This is a genomic window from Mesorhizobium sp. M2C.T.Ca.TU.002.02.1.1 (assembly GCF_003997225.1).
In genome coordinates this window covers 1-2540 of the sequence record NZ_RZTO01000855.1, presented here as the reverse complement: position 1 = coordinate 2540, position 2540 = coordinate 1, and the positions used below count along the sequence as shown (strand labels likewise).

Annotated in this window: 3 protein-coding genes and 1 pseudogene; all 4 read left to right on the top strand. The window is 63.1% G+C overall.

All coding sequences use genetic code 11. The features are described from left to right. The first annotated feature begins 132 nt into the window (after positions 1–132). Complete coding sequence (locus EOD07_RS30475) at positions 133–222, top strand: K(+)-transporting ATPase subunit F (RefSeq protein ID WP_040990279.1); 90 nt, start codon at positions 133–135, stop codon at positions 220–222. Positions 223–244: 22 nt separating this feature from the next. After that, positions 245–1948 (top strand): potassium-transporting ATPase subunit KdpA, encoded by a 1704-nt coding sequence (kdpA, locus tag EOD07_RS30470; protein ID WP_127237948.1) that lies wholly within the window; start codon positions 245–247, stop codon positions 1946–1948. 7 nt (positions 1949–1955) lie between these two features. Then, positions 1956–2186: a hypothetical protein gene (locus EOD07_RS30465; protein ID WP_040990426.1), complete on the top strand. Its 231-nt coding sequence runs from the start codon at positions 1956–1958 to the stop codon at positions 2184–2186. Next, a pseudogene (locus EOD07_RS30460) lies at positions 2183–2540 on the top strand (potassium-transporting ATPase subunit B); the annotation flags it as partial. The gene EOD07_RS30465 and the pseudogene EOD07_RS30460, both read left to right, overlap by 4 nt.

Here is a 2540-nt window from a genome sequence, read left to right as displayed (position 1 = left end):
CCGCAAACACCAAGTGGAAACAAGGAAGACCTGCAATGGACCTTATAGTTCTCGGGATCGGGATATTATTCTTCGCCCTGTCCTTAGCTTACGTCAAAGCCTGCGACATCATTTGAGCGGAAGGGCCGGATCATGCTTCTCGACTACATTCTCGGCGGCGCGGTGACCTTGTTCCTGCTCGCCTATCTCACCTACGCCCTCATCCGCCCAGAACGCTTCTGATCGGCGCACGGAAGGTCACATCATGACAATCAACGGCTGGATACAGATCCTCGTCTTTTGCGGGATCCTGCTTTTGCTCGTGAAGCCGCTCGGCTTCTATATGTACCGCGTCTTCAGCGGCGACCGCACCTTGCTGTCGCCGGTGCTCGTCCCGATCGAGCGCGGGCTCTATCGTCTCGCCGGAACGAGCGAGAAGGAAGAACAGCACTGGGCGGTCTACGCGACCGGCATGCTGCTCTTCAATCTCGCCGGTTTCCTCGTCCTTTACGCGCTGCAGCGGCTGCAGGGTGCCCTGCCCTACAACCCCGCCGGCATGACCGCGGTCGAGCCAGGCCTGGCCTTCAACACGGCGGTCAGCTTCGTCACCAACACCAACTGGCAGAACTACGGCGGCGAAAGCACGATGTCCTATCTCGTGCAGATGGCCGGCCTTACCGTCCAGAACTTCGTTTCGGCCGCCACCGGCGTTGCCATCGCCATTGCGCTCATCCGCGGCTTTGCCCGCGCTTCCGGCAAATCGATCGGCAATTTCTGGGTCGATCTCACCCGCTGCATGCTCTACGTGCTCCTGCCGATATGCATCTTGTTGACGCTCGCCTATGTCTGGCTGGGCGTCCCGCAGACCCTTGGTCCTTATGTCGACGCCACCACGCTGGAAGGCGCCAAGCAGACCATCGCGCTTGGCCCGGTTGCCTCGCAGCTCGCCATCAAGATGCTAGGCACCAATGGCGGCGGCTTCTTCAACGCCAACTCGGCGCATCCGTTCGAGAACCCGGACGCAATCTCCAACCTGATCCAGATGCTGTCGATCTTCGCGATCGGCGCCGCGCTCACCAACGTCTTCGGCCGCATGGTCGGCAGTGAGCGCAAGGGCTGGGCGATCCTGGCCTCTATGGGCGTGCTGTTTCTCGTCGGCGTCACCGTCTGCTACTGGGCCGAGGCCGCCGGCAACCCGCTGGTCCATGCGCTCGGCATCGACGGCGGCAATATGGAAGGCAAGGAGACGCGCTTCGGCATCGCTGCGTCGGCGCTGTTCGCCGTCATCACCACGGCCGCCTCCTGCGGCGCCGTCAACGCCATGCACGACAGCTTCACCGCGCTCGGCGGCATGATCCCGCTGATCAACATGCAGCTCGGTGAGGTCATAGTCGGCGGCGTCGGCGCCGGTTTCTACGGCATCCTGATGTTCGTCGTCGTCGCCGTCTTCGTCGCCGGTTTGATGGTCGGCCGCACGCCGGAATATCTCGGCAAGAAGATCGAGGCCAAGGAGGTCAAGATGGCGATGCTCGCCATCCTCTGCCTGCCGCTGGCGATGCTGATCTTCACGGCCATCGCCGTGGTCCTGCCGAGCGCCGTGGCTTCGATGGCCAATGGCGGCCCGCACGGCTTCGCCGAGGTGCTTTACGCCTATACCTCGGCGGCCGCGAACAACGGCTCGGCCTTCGGCGGCCTCTCGGGCAACACGCCCTGGTACAACATAACGCTGGGCATCGGCATGCTGATGGGCCGCTTCCTGGTCATCATCCCGGCTTTGGCCATCGCCGGCTCGTTGGCCGCCAAGAAGACCGTCCCCGCTTCGGCCGGCACCTTCCCGACCGACGGCATGCTGTTCGTCGGGCTGCTGGTCGGCGTCATCATCATCGTCGGCGGCCTCACCTTCTTCCCGTCGCTCGCCGTCGGTCCGATCGTCGAGCATCTGGCGATGATCCATGGCCAGACCTTCTGAGATGACCATGCCCCGCTTCAACGACATACGTCGCAACGACCGTCACCAGACCGGTGACGGAGCGCCCGACAACGGGAAGGACGAGAAGCCTCGTCCTTTCCCGACCCTTTCAACCTTTCTCGGCATGGCGGCCGTGCTGTTCGTGCTGTGGCTGCTGGCCACCGGCCTTCCGCACCTGTTCCCGAAGACCGAACACCCGGCGCCGTCCAACATAACCGATACTGGAGCCCAAAAATGAGCCAGTCCAAATCCGCCAGCATCATGGATGCGCGCATCCTGGTGCCCGCCATCGGCGGCGCCTTCCGCAAGCTTGACCCGCGCACGCTGGTCAAGAACCCGGTGATGTTCGTCGTCGCGGTCGTATCTCTGCTCACAACCGTGCTTTTCGTCCGCGACCTGGTCACCGGCGGCGGCGATCTCGGCTTCACCTTGCAGATCATCATCTGGCTGTGGTTCACCGTGCTGTTCGCCAATTTCGCCGAGGCCGTGGCCGAGGGCCGCGGCAAGGCGCAGGCCGACTCGCTGCGCAAGGCGCGCACCGAGACTCAGGCCAAGTTGCTCAACAACGGCGACCGCACCAAATTCAAACTGG